We start from the raw sequence: 20,989 nt of genomic DNA, 5'->3' as shown, positions 1-20,989 counted from the left end.
GATTAGAACTAGTTGTTCTTTAGTTGGATAGATTCGAAATTTATAAGCTTTGTTTACGACCATTGGTTTCACCCCCTTATAGTTATTATTAACCATGGAACGTACGTTTGTCAAAAGATCACTTTGGCTTATGCCAACCGCCATTCATCTCGCCCTTCACACGCTTGAAGAGGGAGTCTTCTAACGGGAAATGATAAAATGATTCTCCATATTCTATGAATTCGCTCGATTCCAAAGAAAGAACATCTCGATGGTGGTAAGCACTGAAAACGCGGTTAATATCCTAGTTCTTTATAGTCTATTAACAGCGGCAATCTACCCGTTCCAAATACCCTGACGAACTAACCGGTTCCAGAGACAGTATATATTTTCTCCTCTTCTAATCTTTTTTTCTCCGCCTCCCTTTTCATTCGAACTTCCGGATTACATGAACAACCATACTTTTTATAGAGAGCATACGTTTTTTCTATCTTTCTCTTCACCGCATTTTAGGCTGTTCGCCCGACAGTCAAATTCCTTTTCATTCCTTTTTATATTCATCCTCTTTTTTCATTAAATCTGCTCTTTATACCCATTATTGATAGATGATTTAATATATTCAAATACTTCCAATTGTTAGAATACAAGGGATTTTTAATATCTTTAACATTTTTTTGGTAATATAGATAATTTTACGGATAAGCGTAGAAAAAATAGTTAATTTTATATATCATTAGAGATAGGAATTTTCTTATATTTTACTTTTACTAGAAAGGAATGATGAAAATGGCTAAAGAAAAAAAGAAAAAAACCCAAATTCCTTTCCGACTGAACTTTATGTTCTTTTTAATATTCATTTTATTTTCAACCTTGATAATAAGACTCGGAATTGTCCAAATTGTGTATGGTGATGATTATCTCCGTAAGGTCGATCGAACGGAAAATGATGTGGCTAATACCCCCGTTCCTCGTGGCAAGATGTATGACCGCAACTTGAATCCAGTCGTTGATAATGAGCCACGTAATGCCATCACTTATACGAAATACCCGAATACAAAAACAGCAGATATGGTGAAGACGGCAAAGGTCCTTGCTACCATGATAGAAAAAGATACGAAAAAGGTAACCCTGCCGGATAAAAAGGATTTTTGGATTTTAAAACATCCGAAAGAAGCCGAAGCCTTGATTACCAAGGCCGAGAGGAAGAAAGTAGTCGAAAAGAAACTTGAGCAAAAAGATTTATACAAACTTCAAATGGAACGGGTAACCGATGAGAATATCAAGGAATTCACGAAGGATGAATTGGAAGTGATAGCCATATTCAGGGAATTCAATAGTGGCTATGCCCTCACTCCATCCATCGTGAAGAATAAAGATGTCACTACAAAAGAATACGCCAGGGTTAGTGAGCATTTGGATGAAATGCCAGGCGTTGACGTAACGACGGATTGGGAAAGGACCTATAAGTATGATGAGACCCTGCGCTCGGTTCTGGGCAAAGTCTCTTCTTCAGAAGAAGGAATTCCCAGTGAAAATATTGACTATTATCTAGCACGCGACTATACCAGGAATGATCGAGTCGGAAAAAGTTATATCGAAAAACAATATGAAGATGTCCTGCGCGGCCAAAAGACGCGGGTTGAAAATGTACTGAGCAAAGGGGAAGTCATCAAAACGAGTACCCTCACTGAAGGGCAAAGCGGAAAAGACTTAGTACTTACAATTGATATGGAACTGCAACAAACAGTAGAAGACATCATTGAAAGAGAATTACGCCGAACGAAAGCTAGAGGAAATACCTATCTTTTAGATCGCGCTTTCGTCGTTTTAATGGACCCAAATACGGGTGAAGTATTAACGATGGCCGGTAAACAATATGCACGCAACAGTAAAACCGGTTTAACTGAAATGAACGATTTTGCTCTTGGAAACATTACAACCTCCTATACGATGGGCTCATCGGTTAAAGGGGCTACAGTCTACACAGGTTTTCAAACAGGAGCCATCTCACCGGGGTCAGCGGTTTACGACCAAACACTTTATTTAGGAGGGAACATTGAGAAATCCTCTTATAGCACATTAGGGTATGTAACGGATGTCACCGCGTTAAAAAAATCGTCGAATGTCTTTATGTTCATGACGGCAATCAAAATTGGCGGAGGGCATTATGTTCCAAATCGACCTCTAGGAATCAACCGGGAAGCCTATGCCATCATGCGGAATCATTTTGCCCAATTCGGATTGGGTGTCCGTACAGGCATCGACCTGCCAAATGAATCAGTCGGATTTAAAGGAGTCGATATGTCAACAGACGGATTGCTGCTGGATTTATCGATTGGACAGTATGATACATACACTCCTATGCAATTGGCACAGTACGCATCGACGATTGCAAACGGTGGAAAAAGGCTAGAGCCTCATATGGTCAAAGAAATCAGAAATCCATCCAACGAACACAAAGAATTAGGTAGCGTTTTTAAATCAATGGGCCCAAAAGTGTTAAACGATTTAGGTGGTAAAGACATTTGGATTCAACGTGTCCAGGAAGGATTTAGACAGGTTGCACAGGAACCGGGCGGAACAGCGTATAAATATTTCGGCGGAAAATCCTACCGTGCGGCAGCGAAAACGGGGACAGCCGAAGCCTTTTATGATGGACCGCGAAGAAATCAATATAGTGAACCAGTCCCGACTATCAATCTAACACTTGCAGGTTATGCACCTCACAATAACCCAGAAGTGGCTTTCTCTGTCGTCGTGCCATGGGTGTATCAAGGCAAACCTTCTGACGATATTAACAAACGAATCGGCCGAGACGTAATGGACGCCTATTTTAAGTTAAAAGAAAAAAGATTACAAGGTGAATCTGATAAAGACTAGGAAATTGAGAATACTCCGCGATATTTTCCTTATTTATTAATTAGAGATACAGCACACAAAGAGGCCTGCTCCATTACGAGCAGGCCTCTCAGACTGTAGACAAACTCGATGAAAATCGAGTTTGTCTACAGTTTTTTTAAGGGTTTTAAAAATTCGAACGTTGATTTCCACTCCAGGCACTCGCTTTCCGCGGGCGGTCCGGGAGCCTCCTCGGCGCCTTTGCGCCTGTGGGGTCTCCCTTGGACGCGCTTTTCCCGCAGGAGTCTCGCACCTTCCGTTCCAATCAACTTTGTTTTAACTTGCGTCTTCTCCATAAACTAAATCCTCAGAATCTAGTAGTATAGGTTCTTCAGTTATATATTGTACATTTGAAGAGTCATCCCAAGGGTTTGAAATCATTGTTTCAGAAGGAATTACATTGGACCCTTCCTCTGATGCCATTGATATACTTGGTAAAGTAAATGAAGTGATAAGCAAAGATGCCAGTGATGTTTTAATAATTTTCTTAATGTTAGTACTTTGCATTTTTTAACCTATTTCCATATTTTTGTAACAACTTGATTATCGTAACTACGAAACATAAACTCAGCTAGAGTAGATTTTCCAGCAATCCTTGTCTTAGTCTAAGAAAGAAAGTTTTTCATGAAGTTCTTATTCTTTTCCTTCATGTTATAAACTTCTTTTACTGATGTTTGTGCTTGATCTTCACTATTGGCGACAACATCAACGTTATATCCTTCGATTCCATGTCCAGGACTAATAAAATAATCGGCCAATCCAGAAATCAACCCGTTCTTGCCATTACCACGTGCTATGACAATCACAATGTCCTTATAAAATAATTTGTCGCGCTTTTTATATTTAAGAAACAAAAAAGCAATAATAAACTTTTGAAAGACCTCTAATTTGAAGTACCATTTCTCAATATAGTTTATACATTGCTCAATTTGCTTTTCATCGAAATATATATTGTCACGAACAAGAACTTCGGTTTCTAATTGTCTTATTAAATCAATTCGCTCTTGATTAAATATAACCTGACCCTTTCGCCACGCCTCAATATATGCATCTACATATTTTTGATGTATCAGTATAAATCACTGACTTCTGGTCCGTCATTATCCTTCTCATCATCTTTGGTTATAACTGATACATTAAAAGTTTCAAATTTAATAGATTTTTCAAGAGCGATTAATGTTTTTGTGAGCTTATTTAATTCATTTATGGCAGGATTTGCTTTAGTGAATTCCTGATTTGCATTTATAGTTGTTGCCATCACGCCGCCTTTGTTAATTGCAATTTGAAGCTTTCTAAATTGCTTACAATCGCTATATACCGCATTACTTTATCACGATTCTTGCCCATTATATCTTCCCAATCTTTAAAACTTAATTCTTCTTTTCTCTTAGGGGTGGATTCAAGTTTACTATGATGGCTACTGCCTCGTCTAAGCTGATAAAACTTCTGAATGTCCGATTTAGATGAATAGTAAGCAAACTTTATTGTGATCACCTTCTTAAAATTAATAAAAGAATTTTATAGTACAGAAATCAGATTACTAATATACGTTTATATATTTCGATAAGAATTATATAAGGTCGAGGCCACTCATGTAACATCTTTTCTAGTGCAAACGAACTATTTTTTATTAAATTACATGTAATATTTTCTAACTTATGATACTATGGTTCTGGTATTGGAAAATTATTCAAGGGGTGTTAAAAAATGAAATAATTCATCAAAAAAATGTATATTGTCAAGTTGATCTCAGTAATAGGGATTACTGGACTATTTACATTTACATCAAGCGCATCAGCAGCATCAGGTTGTAATGATACTTCTTCAGGTTCAGAACTTAATAGAACTTTTAAAGTATGTGGGAAAGATTCAGGTGACAATGTTATTGGAGAAATATACGGATCTGGATTTCAGACTTATGGTAAGACTTATTGGAAAATGGATTTGCAAAGAAATGTAAATGGAAGCTATCAAACAATTGGAACTCGGACTGGTTACATAGATTGGTTCAGCCCTTCAAGTAGAACATTTACAAATGTATTGAAAAAAAATGCTAAAACTAGAATAAAGGTAACTTATTATTATGATTCGTCTTATTCAGAAATAAAAAATGGTACTGTTTATTCAGGATACTGGTATAGATAACATTAAATGAATAGCCATCACAAACGCAAAAAAGTACTGACCTAAAAGGTTAGTGCTTTTTCTAAATTATAAAATTGATAGAAGGCAGCTAGTTTAGTATTTTTTTTCATTCTTCCCCTCCTTTTTGCTTATACGTTAAACCTCTATTCCCAAAGAGTTGTTGGAGAAAAAGGGTTTTTTTTATCTTTTAATTAGCATATTTAGTTGTAAATTTGAAAGAAGGACACAATATATTGTTGCTAAACTTTTTATAAAAAACAGCTGTCGACTTTGTCTACAGTTTTTTTATGGCTTGTACAATTTGAACGTTGATTTCCACTCCAGGCACTCGCTTTCCGCGGGCGGTCCGGGAGCCTCCTCGGCGCCTTTGCGCCTGGGGGTCTCCCTTGGACGCGCTTTTCCCGCAGGAGTCTCGCACCTTCCGTTCCAATCAACTCTGTTTTAACAATTAGATATAACCGCTTTTGCCTACAATCTTTTTTGGTTTAAAATAGGAGTATTAAAACTTGAGGTGATGACGATGCTTTCGAAACATAATTCTATTCAGCGAGATCAACTTGAAATGATTACTTTGGATCAACTGGTGCCAGCGAACCATTTCATTCGTAAAATTGAGGCGGCCATTGACTTCACTTTCATTTATGACTTGGTGAAAGATATGTATTCAGAGATAGGGCGCCCAAGTATTGATCCAGTTATTTTGGTTAAACTTGCATTCATTCAATATACCTTCGGTATTCGCTCCATGCGTAAAACAATTGAAGAAGTTGAAACAAATATGGCTTACCGTTGGTTCTTAGGTTAAGGTTTCCACGATAAAGTGCCTCACTTCTCAACGTTCGGGAAAAATTATGAGCGACGCTTTAAAGATACTGACCTGTTTGAACACATTTTCTATCGCATCTTAATGACAGCTTCCGAAAGAAAGTTAATAAGTGCAGAGCATGTATTCGTTGATTCCACTCATGTGAAAGCTAGTGCAAATAAGCGAAAGTTCGCAAAGAAAGTCGTTCGCAAGGAAACACGAGCGTATTAAGAACGCCTTCAAGAAGAAATAAATCAAGATCGTGAGAACCATTGAAAGAAACCTTTTCCACCAGATAAATTTGATAAGGAAGAAACCAAAGAGATTAAAGAAAGTACAACAGACCCTGAGAGTGGTTACTATGTGAAAGATGAACGGACAAAACAGTTTGCCTATTCATTTCACACGGCTGTAGACCGCAGCGGTTTTGTGCTAGGGGCGATTGTAACACCTGGAAATACGCATGATAGCCATATGTTAGAGCCACTGGTTGAACAAGTGATTGAGAAAGTTGGAAAGCCTGAAGCCGTTGCCGCAGATGCAGCTTATAAAACACCAGCCATAACAAGCTACCTCTTTGACAAAGAAATCACACCGGCCTTACCCTATACACGGCCTCGAACAAAAGAAGGATTCTTCCGCAAACATGAGTATGTTTACGATGAACATTTTGACTGTTACCTTTGCCCATCGGGCGAGATTTTAAAGTACTCAACAACAAATAAAGAGGGATATCGCGAGTACAAATCTCCCAAACACATTTGTAAGACATGTTCATTTTCATCACAGTGTACAGAAAGCAAAGACCATCAAAAAGTGGTGACGCGCCATATCTGGCAAGAAAATATGGAAGTAGCAGATCACCTGCGTCATCATCAAGATGTAAAACCTATCTATGCGAAACGCAAGGAAACGATTGAACGTGTATTCGCAGATGCAAAAGAAAAGCGTGGTATGCGTTGGACTACTTTAAGGGGACTTAAAAAATTGTCGATGCAGGCGATGCTTACTTTCGCTGCCATGAATTTAAAGAAGATGGCCAATTGGACATGGCAAGGTCCAAAAATGGCCTAACATAGTGGGCTCGTAGAGACCCAATTCCTTAATATTGAGCAAAATTCAAAGGGAATTTCAAAAGGGTCCGGAATTAAAACATTCCGAACCCCTTTTGTCTACAAACTGAGAAGCCTGCTCCATTTAGAGCAGGCCTCTACTTTATGCCTCAATCTATTATTCTAAATTTTGAACAAATTCTTTATAAAGAGCCCGCAGCGCATCTCCTCTGCTGATAATGCCGACAACCTTATTTTTTTCGTCTACAACGGGTATTTTCTTGAAATGATGCTTTGAAAGGACTTTTATTAATTCATCTAACGGATCTTTTGGGGATAGCTTTGTGATTTTCTTATTTTTGATGATCTGCGAGACTTTGTCATTCATCTTAGATGTAACCTTTTCATCCAGTTCTTCACCAGGAATAATCGTAATATACGTAAAATATCCCATTATCGCATCCTCTGAAGGTGCCAAATAACGTAAGATATCCCCATCCGTAACCATCCCTAAAAGCTTATCCTGTTCATCAACAACCGGGACCCCGCCAACTTTATTTTCTATTAAAATTCGCAAAATTTCCTTTAAGGTAAAATCCGGACGGGCCACATATACTTCTCTGATCATGAAATCTTGAACTATCACAAAACCACCCCTTTTTATAAATTTGACGTTCTATATCGTATTTCTATCTATTAATATTAATACCCTTATTTATTCTATTTAAAAACCCTTGCGGCCTGAACTGCCTTTTTCCAACCATTATATAAATCCTTTCGTACCGTTTCTTCCATGTCAGGCTCAAATGTTTTATCGACGACCCATTGCTTAGAAATCTCCTCTTGACTGCTCCAATAACCGACCGCGAGTCCAGCTAAATATGCTGCCCCTAACGCTGTTGTCTCACTAATGACCGGTCTTTCGACAGGTACATTTAAGAGTCCGCTTTGAAATTCCATCAAGAAGTCGTTTTTGACAACACCACCATCGACCCTCAATGCCTTTAAGTTAATCCCTGAATCGACCTCCATGGCGCTAAGGACATCTTTTGTCTGGTAGGCTAATGCTTCCAATGTTGCCCGGACGAAATGCTCCTTCGATGTGCCCCTTGTTAACCCGAAAACCGCTCCCCGAACATCACTATCCCAATAAGGAGTACCAAGTCCAACAAACGCAGGGACTACATAGACCCCATCTGCTGAAGTAACTCGCTTTGCATACATTTCACTATCTTTTGATTCTTGCAAGATCTCTAACCCGTCCCTCAGCCACTGTATTGCCGAACCTGCGACAAAAATACTGCCTTCTAATGCATACTCGACTTTCCCGTTCAGGCCCCATGCAATCGTAGTCAACAGACCATGTTCAGATTTCACTGCCTGTTCTCCTGTATTCATTAGCATAAAGCACCCGGTGCCGTATGTATTCTTAGCCATTCCTTTTTCAAAGCATTCTTGCCCGAACAATGCTGCTTGCTGATCTCCTGCTGCTCCAGCAATCGGAATTTCATGTCCAAAGAAATGATGTGTGACAGTTTTCGCATAGACCTCTGAAGAAGGCCGAACTTCCGGCAGCATCGAAGGAGGCACCTGTAAAATTTCGAGAAGCTCTTCGTCCCACTTCAAATCATGAATGTTATACATCAACGTTCTCGAAGCATTCGAATAATCGGTTACATGGGCTTTGCCACCTGAAAGTTTCCATATCAGCCACGTATCAATCGTTCCAAACAATAAGTCCCCGGCTTCCGCCTTTTCCCGAGCACCGTCTACATGATCGAGAATCCATTTCACCTTTGTCCCGGAAAAATAAGCATCAATCAACAAACCCGTTTTCTGTAAAAATAAATCACTGTGACCATCCTTCTTCAATTGCTCGCAGATTTCGCTGGTCTGTCGGGATTGCCAGACGATTGCATTATAAACAGGCTGCCCTGTTTCCTTATCCCAAACCACCGTCGTTTCCCGTTGATTCGTTATACCGATTCCTGCAATCTGTTCCGGCTTTACATTCATTTCCGATAGACAAGAAGCGATGACTGATAAAATAGAACCCCAGATTTCATTGGCATTATGCTCTACCCACCCAGGATTCGGGAAATATTGGGTGAATTCCTTTTGGGTAATATGCAAAACTTCACCTTTTTTATTAAATAAAATGGCCCGAGAGCTTGTTGTTCCTTGGTCCAATGATAATATATATGTCTCCATCGTTGTCTCCTCCTACACAAAAAGATCTATTTCATCTTCAGTGTCATGCTGTTTTAATATTTTCATTCTACTCGATATATTCCTGAAAATAAAAGATATAGAAAAGTCCCAGCTATAGACTGAAAAATATTGGCAGATTTATAGAATATCTTTTACAATAAAAATAGTTAAGAATGGAGGAATAGTAAATGAACAATCATGAAATTGATTACAAATTACATGGTGATGATATGCAGTTTGTAGAAGTGGAATTAGATCCTCAAGAAACGGTAATCGCCGAAGCAGGAAGTTTGATGATGATGGAAGACCAAATCAAGATGGAAACTATCTTTGGTGATGGATCATCAAGCAGTGATAGCGGAATGATGGGGAAGCTGTTTGGTGCTGGTAAAAGACTTCTTACCGGAGAAAGTCTTTTCATGACCGCCTTTACAAACGAAGCGCATGATAAAAAACGCGTTTCCTTTGCTTCACCCTATCCAGGTAAAATCATTCCCATGGATTTGAGTGAGCTCGGCGGAAAAATCATTTGTCAAAAGGATGCTTTCTTAGCAGCAGCCAAAGGTGTTTCTGTCGGAATTGAGTTTCAGAGAAAAATAGGAACCGGCTTTTTTGGCGGTGAAGGTTTCATCATGCAAAAACTTGAAGGCGACGGAATGACCTTCGTTCATGCTGGTGGCACGATTCATAAAAAGGAATTGGCTGCAGGTGAGGTATTACGTGTTGATACAGGCTGTTTAGTGGCTATGACTAGCGGTGTGGATTATAATATCGAGTTCGTAAAAGGCGTAAAAACGGCTTTATTTGGAGGCGAAGGTTTATTTTTCGCCACACTAAAAGGACCAGGGACCGTCTGGGTACAATCATTGCCGTTCAGCCGCCTTGCCAGCCGTGTATTTGCTGCTATGCCGCAAAATGGCGGATCTTCTGACGAAGGCAGTATGGCGAAAGGTTTATTCAATTTATTCAACGATAAATAAGAACTAGACCTATGGCTGCCACTCTGACAGTCATAGGTCGGTCTTTGAAAAAGGATGGATAGCTAGATGCAGCTTGTTAAGTGGAACTACATGAGACACTATAATATCAAAGCAATTTTTGATCAATTTCCGAACTCTCCTGTTATTTTCCGAAAAATAAGAGATTACTATTTTATTTATACCATTCAATGGACAGCTGCCGATGCCCCTGTTGGCACTAAAGAGCTTGAAGAAATGGAAAAGCTTCTCAATCGGGAGCTCGGAACTGAACTGCAATATCTCTATCGAAGGAAATAAAGTTATTCTTCATATATCATTTTTCTTGTCATCCCGCCATCTACGATAAGGTTAACACCGGTAACGAAATCATTTTCTGATGCCGTCAAATAGAGACAGGCCCTCGCAATATCTTCAGGTTTGCCAACACGATTGGAAAAATGCTGTTCATGATCCTTATCCCTAAGTGCTTCATAATCCCCCGTTTCAATCCACCCCGGTGAAATTGAATTAACCGTAATATTCTCTTTGCTGAACGAAGCAGCGAGTGCATGAGTCAGAGCGACAATTCCACCTTTTGTTGCGGCATAGGATTCCGAATCCGACTCTGACATAATTGCTCTTGTTGATGCCAAATTGATGATTGCCCCTCCCATTTCATTATCTCGCATGTATGTTGCTGCCGCACGGGAACAAAGAAAAACACTTCGCAAATTCGTATTCATCATATCGTCCCATTCCTCAATCGTCAGATCATATAGGGGTTTGAATAAAACTTTCCCTGCATTATTAATTAATATATCAATGGTCTTATATGTTTTTCGAGTAACGTCCATCAAATGAAGGATGTCAGCCTCCTTCCGAACATCCGTTTTTACGAATAACGCTTCATGCCCTTCCTTTTTGAGTTCCTCCACAAACCGTACACCCTCCTGCTCGTCCAAATCTGCCAGAACGACCGAAGCACCATTTTCTGCGTAGCCTTTTGCGACGCCTTTCCCTATTCCATTAGAAGCACCTGTTATAATCACTGTTTTTTTGGTAAAACTCATTGTTTTCCCCTCACTTTTCTCCTATCATAATTTCAAATAGCTTCTCTTCAAACACATTGCTAAAATATTTGTCGAATCTTTTACTTTATTATCAAAAATCAACAATTAACAATTAATAAAAACCATTATATTTTAGTAGTAGTTCTTAATGATGTATGATAATAGAAACATCATGGATTAACTAGGGTGAAGAGCACCCACTATTATCTTTCTTACAGTGTAAAAAATCTTATATTGGAGGAATGTAAAAATGGACTTATTAAAAAATGTGTTTTCCTTAGGCTTAGGTGCTGCCGCTGCTACAAAGGAACAAATTGAAAAAGCAGTTGACTCTCTTGTAAAAAAAGGGGATATCAGTAAAGAAGACTCTAAAGATCTTATTAAACAATGGGTTGAAAAAGGTGAGCAAGCCCAAAAACAACTGGATGAGTCCGTCAAAGCTAAGGTCAATCAAGCACTAAATGGTCTGAATCTGGCAACCAAAGAAGAAGTTCGGGAATTAGAACGTCGGATAGTAATTTTAGAGCAAAAAAACCAAAACATACAACCGTGATCTGGAGGAACTTGAATGTTTGGCAAGCGACTGAAACACGCACAACGTTACCAGGAGATCATTAATGCCTTTTTGAAAAATGGCTTTGGTTATTTCATATACCGTTTGGGATTATCTGAAAGCAAATCCGCTTCGAAACTTCAACCCGATGAAAACCTGAACCTTCGTTCAATTGGGGAGCGGCTGCATACGATTTTACAAAGCTTGGGTCCTACATTCATAAAGCTTGGTCAGATTGCAAGTACAAGGCGTGATTTCGTTCCGGAAGAAATTGTCCGTGAACTTGAAAAATTGCAGGACCAAGTCACACCTTTTCCATTTGATAAGGTAAGAAAGATTGTTGAAGATGAATTGGGTGATTCTTTAGAGAACCTTTTTCTCGAATTTCATGAACTCCCTCTTGCAACCGCTTCGATTGGGCAGGTTCATGTTGCACGGCTTCCATCACAGGAAGTGGTAGCAATCAAAGTTCAGCGGCCTGATATTCTGCCGACAGTGGAAACGGATTTGGAAATTCTCGATGATTTAGCAAGACTGATAGAAGCACGCATTTCTTGGGGGAGAAGATACCAAATCAGAAAAATGATTGATGAATTCGCTAAATCACTGCGGGCAGAACTCGATTATAACTCCGAGGGGCGAAACGGGGAAAGAGTAGCCAAACAATTCATGAATAATCAAGGGATTAAGATACCAAGGATTCATTGGGAATTTTCAACAAAAAGAGTCTTAACCATGGACTTTATTCAAGGCATTAAGATCAATCATTATAAGCAGCTTGATGATGAAGGCTATGATCGTCGAAAAATAGCGGAAAGATTAGCGAATTCCATGCTTCAACAAATTTTAATTGATGGCTTTTATCACGGCGATCCGCATCCCGGGAATATCGTCATATTGCCGGGGAATATCGTCGCACTCATGGATTTCGGTATGGTAGGGCGTTTGGAGGATGAGATGAAATTTCAGTTCGCATCACTTGTCATCAATCTAAAACGCGGAAGTACCAATGGACTGATTAAGACACTCTCCGATATGGGCCTTCTTACAGACGAAACCGATATGATTGCTTTAAGATATGATATTGATGAATTGCGAATTAAATATTATGACATCCCATTGAGTCAGATTAGCTTAGGCGGAGCGGTCAATGACCTGTTTACAGTTGCTAATCAGCACCATGTCCAAATCCCTCCCGAATTCACGATGCTAGGTAAGGCTCTGCTTACCATGGAAGCCATTATCGAGGAATTAGATCCTCATTTCAGTATTATGAAGGCTGCTGAACCTTTTGGAGAAAGGTTGTTAAAAGAACGCTATAATCCAAAGAACATCGCCAAGAACACTTGGAATCAATTTGTCGAGACTGCAGAAGCCATGGCCGAACTTCCGAAGGATATTAGAGAAGTAACCGGTATTATTAAAAAAGGAAAATTGCGATTAGATATCAATATCCCCGAGCTTCAGGTATTTTTACATAAACTTGATCAAATCTCGAACCGGCTGTCTTTCAGTATTATCCTGCTCGCCTTTAGCATAATCATGGTCGGCCTCATTATCGGCTCAGCAATAGGAGGGGAAACTCTTCTTCTTTGGAAAATACCAGTTATTGAAATCGGATTTGTCGTTGCAACCCTGATGTTCTTACTGATGCTTTATACCATTTTTAGATCAGGAAAAATGTAGACTCACGAAAAAAGAGAAAATCCCATTAGAAGGATTTTCTCTTTTTCAGATTCATTGGTTATGTGTGCGAGGATCATATGAAACGGCATATGCACTATGGCGAAAATGTAAGATTGTTTCCGAGCACTCAATTCCAGCGGTAATATTAAAACGCTACCCAAAAGTTTTCTTTTGGACAGCATCATCTAGATATTATTCGTTAATTTAATGTTAGCTGACTTTCTCAATACCCATACCTATGCCGGGAAAACCAAATCCTCAAAATCCCATGCCGGGGCCGAATCCCATGCCAGGCCCGAATCCCATGCCAGGCCCGAATCCCATGCCAGGCCCGAATCCCGTGCCAGGCCCGAATCCCATGCCAGGCCCGAATCCCATGCCAGGCCCGAATCCCATGCCAGGCCCGAATCCCATGCCAGGCCCGAATCCCATGCCAGGCCCGAATCCCATGCCAGGCCCGAATCCCATACCAGGGCCGAATCCCATACCAGGGCCGAATCCCATACCAGGGCCGAATCCCATACCAGGGCCGAATCCCATACCAGGGCCAAATCCCATACCAGGGCCGAATCCCATTCCCATGCCAGGCCCGAATCCTCCAATAATAATTCTTTCATCATTTTCTATTTGTTGAGGTTGATTCCATTGGTATTGTAATTCTGTGTACAACATAATCCCTCCTCTATTTTATAAACACTATAATAAATAATATGTTAGGCTTCGTGTGAGTTCTTGGGTATTTAACTAGATCCAGAAATAAACTCCGCAACGGCAATAAATCCACGCTGTAACAGCCTTGATAATGCCGGATCAACTTCTCTCCTGCCATGTTAGTGGAACAAGGGCGTTTTTGAGGACATTATTGAAAGTATGATTTTAGATATTATCGTACATTTAAACCCTTGATTTCATTGAATTTTTCATTTTTTCTTTTTATATTTAAAGTCGTCTCCTACATTGTACGTGGATTGAGTGCTATGGTATGTGATGGTCAATATCTTTGTGGTGATAGATGCACGGATTGGAGTATGTGGCCATATCATATCCTAACCCTTGTCCATACCTCCTATGATAAGTAGTCTTGCTGTATGCCGTATGCAGTTACGCGTAGTGCAGTTGTACAGGCCCTAGGGTTGGCCATATGAAGGTGCGAGTAATAGGAGGTATGGAAAAGGGTATTTTATTTACGTCCTATATATGGTCCTTCTATCTTGTCCTATACCCCATAATGAAAAGTCCCTCTAAAAAAGACCCTATAAAAGGGTATTCTTCTTGTTTTCCCATCTAACTAATAGGTATATCATTACCCCGTAAAAAGTTAGGATACCAATTACCTTTATTGACGTTACCACCATAGCACTAGAAATAGCTAAGCACATTTGCAATAAAACCACTTCCATAAAAAAAAACCTAAGTTTTGTCTTTCAAGAAAAAGTGCCTCACAGTTTATATGCCGTGCGGCCCATTCAATAAGAGGTACCTCTAACATTTTATCCAATAAACTTGTGTCATTTTCCTGATTAGAGCATAAAGTGATATAACCCATTTAATTAATTTCCTCCTTAAAAACAAATAAGGAGATGTCTGTATGTCAGGTTGTGAATCAAGGTGTGAATCAAGGTGTGACGACGGTTTTGGATTTGGTGGAGGTTTCGCCTTTATAGTCGTTTTGTTTATACTCTTAATCATTGTTGGAGCTAGCTTTGTTGGTGGATACGGCGGCGGTGGCTATGGTTACGGGGGCGGTTACGGAGGCTGCTGCTAAAAATAGTATGAAAAAAGCCGACCTTTATTGGTCGGTTTCTTCAGCTAATCTGCCCCGATAGTTGCATAAAGAAAAAGCAACTTAAAGACAGCTCTGATCTTCAGCTAACGCACCCGATAGTTTAATAAGAAATGAGGAACTCAATTAACGTTAATTCCTCAAACACAATGCCTTTTATTTTTTACACTCAAAAGAATATTCACTTGTGAGATTATTATGTATTTCTAATATGACTTCCCCACCAATTTCAGAGCAGCGAGTACTAGCTAAATTTATTTCTTTAGTATTGAAATAACTAGATTCAATCGTTAAATAAGCGACTCCAAATAAAGCGATAACTAAAATCCATAAAACTCCTGTAAAATGCTTATTTTTAAATATAGTCATTTTCAGAACACCCCTATTAAGATTGCTAAACTGCCCAATTATTTAATACGTTTGAAACAATCATAAGTTCCATTTTTAAAAATAAATTTTCCAAAATTAACAAAATCCATTTCTGCTTATTGAAGAAACCTGCCACGTTAGTTCAATATAAAATCTACCTTACCATTGTGTTATTGCGAAAAGAACAATTGTAATCAGCAGTACAATGTGTATCCAAACCATGATTTTAATTATAATTACTGCCCAGACTTTTTGGCGTTGACCATAGTAAAAGGCAATTAAATAAAACAAGAGACAAATTATTCCACGAAGAACATTTCCATCCTCAAAGAATGAAATTATATTTATCAATGAAGCAATAATAAATAAAACTATGTACACCTTTAATATCTTTTGAGTTCTTTGTGCCTCGTGTTTGAATTGATACATTGATTGCCATTACCTCTGATTCTCTCTTTAATTTACAACAATACATTATACCTGTTCTTAAACTCCCTCAGTTTGACGCGAATATCTCTCGATTGCTAACCTGCCCCGATAGTTGCATAAAGAAAAGGCTTTCTTAAAGACAGGTCCGATCTTAAGCTAACGCACCTGTTAGTTCAAGAACAACTATTAAAGTTTAACCTTCTCAAAATGTTCAACTGTTGGAAATGGGTCATAAAAATTATGTAATTTCTTTTTCCATTCTTGATACTCGTTGGATTGTCTAAATCCAATTGTATGGTCTTCTAATGTTTCCCACTGCACCAGTAGTAAATATTTCCCCTCAACTTCCATACAACGCTGTAATTCGTGAGAGATGTACCCTTTCATTGAAGAAATAATTTCTGATGCCCCACGAAATGCTTCTTCATATTCTGCTTCCATACCTTCCTTAACTTGTAGCATAACAGCTTCCAATATCATTTAATTTCCCCCTTTTCAAAAGTATAACATTACTACTTTTTAAGTGACTTTTTGTTGAACATCCTGCCCCTTTAGTTCATTAAGAAAAACCAAAATCAAGTATTGATTTCGGTTTTTCATTTTTATAAACGATTAAACTTTATTCAAAAAGTTACGACTTTATTTTAAAACTACAACCAAGTACACCATATACAAAGTTAGTTACCATAAAGCACCTTTGGAGTTAGTATAGTTTCATGGACACATTTTAGTTAAGTCCTTAAAATGATTTTTGAGAGGATGTGTTCGTATTGGAACGTAAGAATACAGGGAAGAAATATAATAATGAATTCAAGAAGACCATTGTAGATCTTTATCACTCGGGTAATTCAGTAAGAGAATTAAGTGGCGAATATGGTGTATCAGAAGTAACGATATATAAATGGATTAAAGAATTTACCCCTATCGGTTTAGGGGAAGAGTCCATGACTCCGAAGGAATTAGCCGCCATACATAAGGAAAACCTTCGGTTAAAGCAAGAAGTTGAAATTTTAAAAAAGGCTATGGCCATATTCGCGAAAAAGTAATCGAGACAGATCTTACCGAATTTATCGAGGAACATAAGAATTTATATCCAAGTATTATATGTAGATTAGTAAAGCCCTATCTGAGGCTTTTTTAATCCGCATTAACTTTACGCCAGTTCTTTGGTTTACTGTGCTCTTCATAAACATTCATAATAGGAGAATTATATTCAGCATTTGCAACTAAGCGATTACCTTGCCAGCTGGCTGCCCTGGAGCGTAACATTTCGTCTATTAATGTGGAAACAAATTCTTTAGGTGAAGTATTGAAACTATGGATTGCCATAACGTTAAACCAACCACATCTTATTAAGTATGACTCAATCTCTTCCTCGTCTAAACCATCTCTCATTATTAATGTAAAAGAAAAAATCCTCTTACATGCGTGCCATGAATATTTTTCTGGTGAATCTAACCATTTCTTGATCCTTACCATTGCATTATTAATAGAGAGCTTAGGATCAGAAATCAGCTTCCCATGACCAGAATATGAAATATCTATATCCATTTCAGATAGCTTTTCTAAGCTCTGTAAAGCGATACTTAATGAAGCTGAACCTTCTCTAAAAATATTAAACCAACCTACATCATTTGCATGAAAGAGATCACCACAAATTAACGTTTTTTCTTCTACACAATACAAAGAGATATGACCTAGAGTATGACCTGGTGTATGAATGATCTCAAACGTTCTGGTCCCTGTTTCAATTACATCACCATCGTTCAGATAAGTATCTACATGATAAGGGTCAACGGGTTGATCTAACCATTTAGCACTACACGCTTCGTCGTTTGCTCTGTTAATCAGCTCTGCATCAAGTGAATGAGCAGCGACATGAGTGTTGTAATTATTTTGAAAGTAATGATTCCCACCTACATGGTCACTATGATAATGTGTATTAATAATAAAATTGAGATCCTTTGGAGAAACATGATTGTCTATCAAAAATCTTTCTGTTTCAGTTACGTCTGACTTGAAGCCAGAATCAATTAGTATAGATTTCTTGTCCTTTATTAGTACCATATTCGCACTTGGAAATTTTCTTTCAATAAAGATAATTTTAGAATCCATTATTAAATCACCCTTTGAAGTGTATTATAATAACAACGCTTACATGTGGTTTTTATAAAATTACTCCTGCAAACATACCTCTCATAACCTCTACCTCATCTTGATTATTACAAGTGAAGCTTGCTTGTATTGACACTCTTCCATTTTCTTTTTGAGTATACTTTTCTATTATAGCCTCACAGGTAATCGTATCTCCTGTGTATACAGGCTTTAAGAAATTGAAGTTCATTGTGTGTGCTAAAACATCATTTTCTCCCCCTATTTTAGTAGGCAGTGTAGCAGTTAAAAGACCTTGGATAACTAACCTGCCTTTATCATCGGGAGTAGTGTGGTGTGTACCTTCATCCCATGAAACCTTCGTGAATATTTCAACATCTTCTTTTGTGAACGTTCTCCTAAAATTAATCTTACTTCCAACACTCAAAGTCATATTTAATCCTCCTTGTCATTATTATCTTTTTTCTACATTCATCTTAAGGATTCCTCTACCTTCTAAAATCTTTAAATTATCTAGTGCTGCTTAAAGATACATTCTGTTACAAAGGGATGGCAAAGTTCCAATAGTTTATATTATTTTACGTTCTTTAATTTTGTTATAAATCAGAAAAGCTGTTTTGTATAGTACATTATTGCAGCTTCTGTACCCAAGTAATTCTAAGTCTCGATGTTGCCTTTTATATTGATATTATCAGAAGAACAAAGGGATTAAGTTAACATTATGTTCTTTCCTCTTCAACTAAACTGCCCCGATAGTTGCATAAAGATAAAGCTGCCTTTAAAGACAGCTTTGATTTTCAGCTAACGCACCCCGTTAGTTGAAGAGCAATGTACCTTACTCAAACGGTTTCCAATGTAAAAAGACAATAAAGTTATTTAATTTTAAAACCTAAAACAAGCATAACCCCGTTCTAAATTTAGGACGGGGTTAAAATATAGTTGTTAATTTTCGATATAAGATACTTCACTGTACTTAAAAATATAACAATAAAGTCGTTTAAAAATCTAAGGTTTATTCAACAATAGCGCCCTATTCTGGAATAACTAAAATATAGACTAAGTCCTCAAATCACTGCATAATCGGAGATTAATCAACCCGTAAGCTTAATAATTTTCAAGTTCTAAATCATTAAATAATACATCAATGCTAACGACTGCTGAATCATCATCAGTTGGAATATTAATATCAAATATCCATGGATTATTAATCAGCATCTCAAAGTCTAAGTAATCGTGCTCATTATGTAACTGGGTATTTTCACCAAGAGAGATGTCTACAATTTCAACCATTATGGTAAATATAATACTTGAATGAATAATGAAAACGGATAATTAATAATATTAAAAAATAAATTAACATTATTGATTTTTTTGAATTCTAAAATTGATTTTATTATTTATATTTTTGATTCCTTGTTATATAATATAATCGAATCAACTAAAAGGAAGGATTTCATTATGGCTTATAAAGTAATCACAAATTGTCCTGTCTGCAGTAAAACATTGAAAATTACAAAGTTGCAGTGCTCTCATTGTCACACTACGATTGAAAATGAGTTTGAATTATCTAAGCTGGCATCCTTATCAAAGGATCAGCTTCATTTTGTGGAAGTATTTTTAACATGCAGAGGGAATATCAAAGAAGTTGAAAAGGAACTGGGGATTTCGTATCCAACGGTTCGAGGCAAGCTAACAGACATCATTTCATCCCTTGGATATGTGCAGAAGAAGAAAAATGAAGTAGACGAGAAAAAAGTTGTCACCATGTTGGAAAATGGCGAAATCACACCAGAAGAAGCCATTAAGCTCTTAAAAGAGGAATAGGGAGGAATTTATCATGAAAGAGGAAATTACAAGAGTGTTAACAATGGTTCAAGAAGGGAAGATTGATGCAGATAAGGGATCAGAACTGATTCAAGTATTAAAAGAGAAAGAAGAAACAGGTAATAAGCTTTTTGAAAAACCGACTAAATATTTAGATAAAACATTAAAAATTCGTGTTGTATCAGCCGAAAATGATAACGTCACGGTCAATTTGCCTATAAAACTTGTCAAGGCAGTATTAATAGCTGGACAGAGCATCGCAGCGAGTATTCCTCAATCGGAAAAATACGTTAAAGATATAGACATAAGCCTTATTATTGAAGCAATCGAAAACGAATTAGATGGCCAAATTGTTGATATTAAATCGGCAAACGGGGATACCGTTTCGGTCATCATTGATTAGTGATTTGCTTATGATGCATGTAAAAGTGAAAGCAAAAGACGTTCGGTTTACCATCCCAATTCCATATGCTATTTTAAACATTGTTATTTCAATTTTGTCTTCAAAATTTTTTCAGCAAAATGCAAACAAATGGACAAAAGAGCACTTCGAAAGAAAAAAACTGGACTTTACCTTTCCACTAATAGACAAAAAAACGCTAAAGCCTATCGTCAAGGAACTGAAAAATTATAAGGGGATCGTGCTAGTAGATGTCAAAGCTAAGGATGGTACCGAGGTTAAGGTTAGACTATAATTTATTATAGAATACACCGACCACTGACTGGCATTTTGAAGAAAAAGCCTAATTTCTCGCTTACAATACCGAAAAAATTAGGCTTTGATTACTTTATTATCCTGCTCATAAAAATTTTTTCTTTACCCATTCTGTCTAATCCATTAAATTTCTCCTGTAAAATGTACTCCTTTATTATGCAACATGGCCCGATTGTTGAATAAAGATCAAACAGCACTCTTCAACTAAACTGCCTCGATAGTTGCATAAGAAACTTCTATGGCGGCGCTCCTCGCCACCAACTACCACGAAAACCTAACCCCAAAATAGAGTCTAACCCATTAACCCATTGACAATAATGGATGATAACAATACAACCAGGCTGAACCTTTTTTGGTGGATCTTAAGTAAGATACCCTGTATAAGAAACTGGTTGTGAC

Annotated in this window: 21 protein-coding genes and 3 pseudogenes; 12 read left to right on the top strand and 12 right to left on the bottom strand. The window is 37.8% G+C overall.

Annotated elements, in window-relative coordinates:
- Positions 1-63: helix-turn-helix domain-containing protein (locus ACQKMR_RS26370; protein ID WP_377374735.1), on the bottom strand; the 63-nt coding region annotated here is incomplete at its 3' end.
- A 702-nt stretch (positions 64-765) separates the two neighbouring features.
- On the opposite strand from ACQKMR_RS26370, the gene ACQKMR_RS26365 reads away from it, so the two are divergent.
- Positions 766-2,859: a peptidoglycan D,D-transpeptidase FtsI family protein gene (locus ACQKMR_RS26365; RefSeq protein ID WP_427699924.1), complete on the top strand. Its 2,094-nt coding sequence runs from the start codon at positions 766-768 to the stop codon at positions 2,857-2,859.
- 294 nt (positions 2,860-3,153) lie between these two features.
- On the opposite strand, the gene ACQKMR_RS26360 is transcribed toward ACQKMR_RS26365, so the two are convergent.
- From ACQKMR_RS26360 to ACQKMR_RS26350, 3 genes are all read right to left on the bottom strand, one after another.
- Complete coding sequence (locus tag ACQKMR_RS26360; RefSeq protein ID WP_427699923.1) at positions 3,154-3,384, bottom strand: hypothetical protein; 231 nt, start codon at positions 3,382-3,384, stop codon at positions 3,154-3,156.
- A gap of 98 nt (positions 3,385-3,482) precedes the next feature.
- Positions 3,483-3,683, bottom strand: coding sequence for a hypothetical protein (locus tag ACQKMR_RS26355; RefSeq protein ID WP_427699922.1), 201 nt, complete (start codon positions 3,681-3,683; stop codon positions 3,483-3,485).
- A gap of 263 nt (positions 3,684-3,946) precedes the next feature.
- Positions 3,947-4,135, bottom strand: coding sequence for a hypothetical protein (locus ACQKMR_RS26350; protein WP_427699921.1), 189 nt, complete (start codon positions 4,133-4,135; stop codon positions 3,947-3,949).
- A gap of 485 nt (positions 4,136-4,620) precedes the next feature.
- On the opposite strand from ACQKMR_RS26350, the gene ACQKMR_RS26345 reads away from it, so the two are divergent.
- Entirely contained in the window at positions 4,621-5,022 is a 402-nt protein-coding gene (locus tag ACQKMR_RS26345; RefSeq protein WP_427699920.1) for a hypothetical protein, read from the top strand.
- A 520-nt stretch (positions 5,023-5,542) separates the two neighbouring features.
- Positions 5,543-6,901, top strand: a pseudogene (locus ACQKMR_RS26340) (IS1182 family transposase).
- 156 nt (positions 6,902-7,057) lie between these two features.
- Here ACQKMR_RS26340 and ACQKMR_RS26335 read toward each other — a convergent pair.
- Both ACQKMR_RS26335 and glpK read right to left on the bottom strand, forming a co-directional pair.
- Positions 7,058-7,525 carry a CBS domain-containing protein gene (locus ACQKMR_RS26335; protein WP_427699919.1) on the bottom strand — a complete coding sequence of 156 codons (468 nt, stop codon included), beginning with the start codon at positions 7,523-7,525 and terminating at the stop codon, positions 7,058-7,060.
- A 74-nt stretch (positions 7,526-7,599) separates the two neighbouring features.
- A complete protein-coding gene (gene glpK, locus ACQKMR_RS26330) occupies positions 7,600-9,090 on the bottom strand; it encodes a glycerol kinase GlpK (RefSeq protein ID WP_427699918.1) in 1,491 nt (496 codons plus the stop codon).
- 188 nt (positions 9,091-9,278) lie between these two features.
- Here glpK and ACQKMR_RS26325 point away from each other — a divergent pair, with 188 nt between their 5' ends.
- Positions 9,279-10,070, top strand: coding sequence for a TIGR00266 family protein (locus tag ACQKMR_RS26325; RefSeq protein ID WP_427699917.1), 792 nt, complete (start codon positions 9,279-9,281; stop codon positions 10,068-10,070).
- 66 nt (positions 10,071-10,136) lie between these two features.
- Positions 10,137-10,367, top strand: a complete 231-nt coding sequence (locus tag ACQKMR_RS26320; RefSeq protein ID WP_427699916.1) for a hypothetical protein — start codon at positions 10,137-10,139, stop codon at positions 10,365-10,367.
- A 2-nt stretch (positions 10,368-10,369) separates the two neighbouring features.
- Here the strand turns inward: ACQKMR_RS26320 and ACQKMR_RS26315 are convergent, their stop codons facing one another.
- The gene (locus ACQKMR_RS26315) at positions 10,370-11,119 is read right to left on the bottom strand and encodes an SDR family NAD(P)-dependent oxidoreductase (RefSeq protein WP_427699915.1); all 750 of its coding nucleotides are present in this window, start codon (positions 11,117-11,119) and stop codon (positions 10,370-10,372) included.
- A gap of 250 nt (positions 11,120-11,369) precedes the next feature.
- Between ACQKMR_RS26315 and ACQKMR_RS26310 the strand changes: the two genes are divergently transcribed.
- Positions 11,370-11,672, top strand: a complete 303-nt coding sequence (locus tag ACQKMR_RS26310) for a phasin family protein (protein WP_056527847.1) — start codon at positions 11,370-11,372, stop codon at positions 11,670-11,672.
- 15 nt (positions 11,673-11,687) lie between these two features.
- A complete protein-coding gene (locus ACQKMR_RS26305; protein ID WP_427699914.1) occupies positions 11,688-13,358 on the top strand; it encodes an ABC1 kinase family protein in 1,671 nt (556 codons plus the stop codon).
- A 258-nt stretch (positions 13,359-13,616) separates the two neighbouring features.
- On the opposite strand, the gene ACQKMR_RS26300 is transcribed toward ACQKMR_RS26305, so the two are convergent.
- On the bottom strand, positions 13,617-14,027 hold the full coding sequence (locus ACQKMR_RS26300; RefSeq protein WP_427699913.1) for a hypothetical protein: 411 nt from the start codon (positions 14,025-14,027) through the stop codon (positions 13,617-13,619).
- Between the two features lie 967 nt (positions 14,028-14,994).
- Here ACQKMR_RS26300 and ACQKMR_RS26295 point away from each other — a divergent pair.
- Positions 14,995-15,075: pseudogene (locus ACQKMR_RS26295) on the top strand (YjcZ family sporulation protein); the annotation flags it as partial.
- 222 nt (positions 15,076-15,297) lie between these two features.
- Here ACQKMR_RS26295 and ACQKMR_RS26290 read toward each other — a convergent pair.
- Positions 15,298-15,510: a hypothetical protein gene (locus ACQKMR_RS26290; RefSeq protein WP_427699912.1), complete on the bottom strand. Its 213-nt coding sequence runs from the start codon at positions 15,508-15,510 to the stop codon at positions 15,298-15,300.
- 615 nt (positions 15,511-16,125) lie between these two features.
- Entirely contained in the window at positions 16,126-16,419 is a 294-nt protein-coding gene (locus ACQKMR_RS26285; RefSeq protein ID WP_089365080.1) for an antibiotic biosynthesis monooxygenase family protein, read from the bottom strand.
- Between the two features lie 290 nt (positions 16,420-16,709).
- Here ACQKMR_RS26285 and ACQKMR_RS26280 point away from each other — a divergent pair.
- Positions 16,710-17,032: pseudogene (locus ACQKMR_RS26280) on the top strand (transposase); the annotation flags it as partial.
- 44 nt (positions 17,033-17,076) lie between these two features.
- On the opposite strand, the gene ACQKMR_RS26275 reads toward ACQKMR_RS26280, so the two are convergent.
- Both ACQKMR_RS26275 and ACQKMR_RS26270 read right to left on the bottom strand, forming a co-directional pair.
- A complete protein-coding gene (locus ACQKMR_RS26275) occupies positions 17,077-18,054 on the bottom strand; it encodes an MBL fold metallo-hydrolase (RefSeq protein WP_427699911.1) in 978 nt (325 codons plus the stop codon).
- A gap of 52 nt (positions 18,055-18,106) precedes the next feature.
- Positions 18,107-18,484, bottom strand: a complete 378-nt coding sequence (locus ACQKMR_RS26270; protein ID WP_427699910.1) for a hotdog domain-containing protein — start codon at positions 18,482-18,484, stop codon at positions 18,107-18,109.
- A gap of 1,025 nt (positions 18,485-19,509) precedes the next feature.
- Between ACQKMR_RS26270 and ACQKMR_RS26265 the strand changes: the two genes are divergently transcribed.
- The 3 genes from ACQKMR_RS26265 to ACQKMR_RS26255 are packed head-to-tail and all read left to right on the top strand — an operon-like array spanning position 19,510 to position 20,570.
- Positions 19,510-19,875, top strand: coding sequence for a DUF2089 domain-containing protein (locus ACQKMR_RS26265; protein WP_018393054.1), 366 nt, complete (start codon positions 19,510-19,512; stop codon positions 19,873-19,875).
- Positions 19,876-19,888: 13 nt separating this feature from the next.
- Positions 19,889-20,278 carry an SHOCT-like domain-containing protein gene (locus ACQKMR_RS26260; protein ID WP_427699909.1) on the top strand — a complete coding sequence of 130 codons (390 nt, stop codon included), beginning with the start codon at positions 19,889-19,891 and terminating at the stop codon, positions 20,276-20,278.
- Between the two features lie 10 nt (positions 20,279-20,288).
- On the top strand, positions 20,289-20,570 hold the full coding sequence (locus ACQKMR_RS26255) for a hypothetical protein (RefSeq protein ID WP_018393056.1): 282 nt from the start codon (positions 20,289-20,291) through the stop codon (positions 20,568-20,570).
- The last annotated feature ends 419 nt before the right edge of the window (positions 20,571-20,989 follow it).

Origin of the sequence: Peribacillus sp. NPDC096540, assembly GCF_050278525.1 — a bacterium.
Classification (GTDB): Bacteria; Bacillota; Bacilli; order Bacillales; family DSM-1321; genus Peribacillus.
The sequence above is the reverse complement of the archived record's forward strand: the minus strand, read 5'-3'. Positions and strand labels throughout refer to the sequence as shown.